Annotated in this window: 5 protein-coding genes; all 5 read left to right on the top strand. The window is 34.1% G+C overall.

Annotated features, from left to right (window positions below; all coding sequences use genetic code 11):
- Positions 1 to 79: 79 nt before the first annotated feature.
- Positions 80 to 418, top strand: a complete 339-nt coding sequence (locus tag AAC854_RS21520; RefSeq protein ID WP_340618880.1) for a DUF6708 domain-containing protein — start codon at positions 80 to 82, stop codon at positions 416 to 418.
- Between the two features lie 15 nt (positions 419 to 433).
- Positions 434 to 901 carry a DUF6708 domain-containing protein gene (locus AAC854_RS21515; protein ID WP_422824118.1) on the top strand — a complete coding sequence of 156 codons (468 nt, stop codon included), beginning with the start codon at positions 434 to 436 and terminating at the stop codon, positions 899 to 901.
- 316 nt (positions 902 to 1,217) lie between these two features.
- Entirely contained in the window at positions 1,218 to 2,339 is a 1,122-nt protein-coding gene (locus AAC854_RS21510; protein WP_340618878.1) for a DUF6708 domain-containing protein, read from the top strand.
- 104 nt (positions 2,340 to 2,443) lie between these two features.
- Positions 2,444 to 2,722 (top strand): hypothetical protein, encoded by a 279-nt coding sequence (locus AAC854_RS21505; RefSeq protein WP_340618877.1) that lies wholly within the window; start codon positions 2,444 to 2,446, stop codon positions 2,720 to 2,722.
- 164 nt (positions 2,723 to 2,886) lie between these two features.
- On the top strand, positions 2,887 to 3,948 hold the full coding sequence (locus tag AAC854_RS21500; RefSeq protein ID WP_340618876.1) for a DUF6708 domain-containing protein: 1,062 nt from the start codon (positions 2,887 to 2,889) through the stop codon (positions 3,946 to 3,948).
- The last annotated feature ends 161 nt before the right edge of the window (positions 3,949 to 4,109 follow it).

Genomic DNA, 4,109 nt, shown 5'->3' with positions numbered 1-4,109 from the left:
AACACAAATGGAGTGGGGCAAAAGCGATAAGAAGACAAAAAAGATGTTCAGTTGATGAGTTGTTCACCGAGCACATCGAATGTGTCAGGTTATGTTGATTCTGCTATATGGTACAATTAAAGCTCATAACTTAAGAAATGAACCAATAGATTCAGAAACAATCTATCTTCTACTGTTCCTTAACGGAATAATTTGTCTTATGATCTTTATCAGCATGAAATTTACTCTGACAGAGTGGTTCAGAAAGACTCATTATCCCATCCGGTTTAACCGGAAAAATCAAATGGTTTACGTTTATCAGATTGATGGCACGGTTTTATCTGCACCCTGGAGCAGTATTTTCTTTACATATAATGTAGGGAATAAATGGGGAATTAATGGGCATATTCTGGACGATGATAATGAAACTATTTTATGATCATTTTGTTTAGCTATTTTTGAACCTAAACCAAATCTTCCGGGTTATTGGGAGTTTATCCGTTGCTATATGGAAGAGGATGTATTGAATGAGATGACTGAAACCATTTTCTTGTGTCCGCCGATCGCAGAAAAAAGGAAAGGTTATCTATTTGGTCTTCAATATGGTATTCGTGTTAACACAAAATATGATTGGGGCTTGCGATTGCTATTTTTCCCATACAATATATTGGAAGCATTTTCCCGTTATATTGCGATGCAAACCAGTAAAATTCCACAATGGCCGGAAGAGGTTGAACGAGAGTGTCAGGTTGCCTCTGATGATCCGATAGATGTAAGCTACAAGAATAATATTCCTTATGTATGGCGGTATGTTCTGGCTGGCTTAAAAAAGGAAGACCATCTTAAGTATTATGAACAGAGAGGATTAGCAGTAAGACGCATCAGAAGGAAAGTTGAAAAGCGCCATAGAACACAAGAATAATAATAACGTCGGGCATGTATTTGATATATTATCTGTATTGAGTGCATGTCTAATTAGTTACGGGATAATATCAATAAAATTATTTTTTATCAGTAAAAATATAGAATAACATTTAACGGGGATATATACACTTTATTCAGTCAATCGTTCATTAATTCAACAAGAAAAAATAATGTCATCAATATGCACTTTAATACTTTTTTTTAACCTGCTATCTATATCTTTATGCAAAATGAAATGCAGAAATGGTTGTTAGCCTGCTTGTGGAGAAAATTTCTGAAGGGGGAAAGTGTATTTCCCCAATGTGAAAAACAAAATGGCAGAGAAAAGATGCAACTATGTTAGATGTAGTAAATCAGGAGTGATATTACATGTCAATATACACAGGTTTATTTACCCCTATGTACTTAACCGGTCGTTAACCGAACAAGAAAGGACCAATCAACTTCATCAATGGGAACCACACCCTGAAATCCCCCTCATTCGTGATGATGATACGGTGATTAAAATGAATTCAACGTATCTGGAGATTGTTGACAGATATTATGCCCCTAAAGGGTTTCCCAGCTTATTAACAGGAATGCTTGCTATAGTTATAATTGGGATGTTTAGTTATAGTTGTATAATGTTTTTTGAACGTTATGTTCTATGTGAACAATATCATTGGGATTCTGATGATATTTGGGTATGGCCATTAATTGCTGCAATGTTTGTTTTTATCATATGGCTTTGCTTGAGTATCGCCTTAAAAGAATGGTTCAGAAAAACTCATTACCCTATACGGTTTAACCGAAGAAACAAAATGGTTTATGTTTATCAGGTGGATGGAAGTATTCTGTCTGTACCTTGGGGAAAGATTTTTTTTACGCCTTATGATGGCGTCAGCAAAAACAGTCTCATAAGAGGTTTGGGTATTGATGGACATATTTTGGCGAATGATAATGTGACGGTGTTAAAGACATTTAGCTTACCTTATTACGGTAGCTGGGAAGGTCTTGCGGGTTATTGGGAGTTTATCCGTTGCTATATGGAGGAAGATGTCTTGCAAGAACTCACTAAAACCATTGATATGTGCCCCCCGGTAGCGGACAGAAAGGAAGGCTATCTATTCGGTCTTCAGTATCAATTTCGTTTTGCAACTAAAGTGGAATGGATTAGATTATTATGGTTTCCATACATTTTACTGGAAAATCTCTCCCGTTATATCGCCATGCTAACCAGTAAAATTCCACAATGGCCGGAAGAAGTTGAAAAAGCTTGCGAAGTTAGTCCTAATGATCCTATAGATGTAAGTTATAAGAGTAATAAATTGAATTTATGGGAATATACTTTCGCATGTATCAATCGTGAAGATTATATTGAAGCTTATAGGCAAAAAATGACAGCGTTACGGCGCATAAGAAGGAAAGTCGCAAAACGCTATAGAGAGCATTATTAATCATTTTTTTTTGGCATGTATTTGATGGTTTTTTTATATTGAATACATGTCTAATTAATTACGGAGTAACATCAATAAAATTATTTTTTATTATTGAAAATATAATGTCATATTTAACAGAATTATACACCTCTTATTCAGTTAATCGCCCGTTAACTCAACAAGAAAAAACAGATCAACTTCATCAAGGTAAACAACATTGTGAGAGTAAATTTATCAGAGATAGGGATGCTGTCATTAAAATGAATTCAACATATCTAGAAATAATTGCTATGCGGACAAGTAAAATCCCACAATGGACAAAAGAAGTTGAGAAAGCTTGTCTAATTTCTCCTAATGATACTGTTGATGTCAGTTATAAAAACAATATCCCGGATCTATAGCGGTATACATTCGCTAACCAAAAATTAGATAGTTGTATTAAGCTTCTTAGAAAAAAAAGAGTAGCAAGACGCATAGATAAGATAATTTATAAGCGTCTTAAAATTCAGAGAAAATAATTTAAAAATATTTATTTTGATATTTATGACAAGTTAGGAGATACACTATGTCAATTTACAAGGGGTTATTTACCCCTTATTCACTTAATCGCAAGCTGACGGAGCAAGAAAAAAGAGATCAGCTTTACCAAGGTCAACCACATCCTGACAACCCATTGGTTAGTAATGATGACACGGTGATTAAAATGAATTCAACGTATCTGGAAACTATCGATAGGTATTATACGTTTAAAGGCTTTCCTAGCCTTATATCATTTTTAATGGCTATGGTTTTTTTTGTATTCCTAATTTGTTTTTGTATTACTTATTTTTATAGATATTTTCTACAAAATGAACCATTAGAATCTGGTGATGAATATTTAATAGTGTTTTGTATTATTTTAGGATCTTTTGCTGTATATGCTACTTCAAGCGTTGTTTTAAAAGAATGGTTCAGAAAAACCCACTATCCTATCCGATTTAACCGAAAAACACAGATGATATATGTTTATCAAGTGAATGGAAAAATTTTAGAAGCTCCTTGGAACAGTATTTTTTTTACACTTTATGATGGACGGCGTGGTATGCCTGGTGGTTGGGGAATTGATGGGCATATTCTGGCAGAGGATAAAGAAACAGTATTACAGACATTTAGTTTGGGAGTATATGATAGTAAGGTTAATATTCCAGGGTATTGGGAATTTATTCGTTGCTATATGGAAGAAAATGTACTGGATGAAATGCATAAAACTATTTTTTTATGTCCTCCAGTTTCTGAAAAAAAAGAAAATCATATATATGGCCTTCAGTATATTCTTCGCGTTGATTCTAAATGGGATTGGCTATATAATTTACTACTTATTCCATACCACCTGATAGAATCAGTTTCTCGCTATATTGCGATGCAGACCAGTAAAATCCCGCAATGGCCGGAAGATGTTGAAAAAAAATGTGTGGTTGCATCTGATGATCCAATTGATGTGAGTGATAAAAATAATATTCCATATATATGGCGATATTTTTCTGCTAATCTAAAAATGAAAGATCACCTAAAATACTATAAACAGCAGATGATCGCAGTAAAGCGCATCAGAAGACGAGTCAACAATCGTCATAACACGCAAGAATAATAATGTTGGCATATATTTAATATAGAAAACCTATTAAATATATGCTTGGTGCTGAGTTAACATATTAAGTGCAACAGGTGAGATATTAAAAGGTGGGAGTCAACTGTGATAAATTTCACAGCTCTCACACCCGAAATAGTAGCCTGATATGCATAAACAAA

The sequence above is a fragment of the Xenorhabdus entomophaga genome (genome assembly GCF_037996725.1).
GTDB classification, from domain to species: domain Bacteria; phylum Pseudomonadota; class Gammaproteobacteria; order Enterobacterales; family Enterobacteriaceae; genus Xenorhabdus; species Xenorhabdus khoisanae.
This window is presented reverse-complemented; position numbering and strand designations above follow the sequence as displayed.

Bases quoted from the DNA above. Each gene is read 5' to 3' on its own strand.
- AAC854_RS21520 (WP_340618880.1), top strand. From the start codon at position 80: ATGTGTCAGGTTATGTTGATTCTGCTATATGGTACAATTAAAGCTCAT.
- AAC854_RS21510 (WP_340618878.1), top strand. From the start codon at position 1,218: ATGGCAGAGAAAAGATGCAACTATGTTAGATGTAGTAAATCAGGAGTG.
- AAC854_RS21505 (WP_340618877.1), top strand. From the start codon at position 2,444: ATGTCATATTTAACAGAATTATACACCTCTTATTCAGTTAATCGCCCG.
- AAC854_RS21500 (WP_340618876.1), top strand. From the start codon at position 2,887: ATGTCAATTTACAAGGGGTTATTTACCCCTTATTCACTTAATCGCAAG.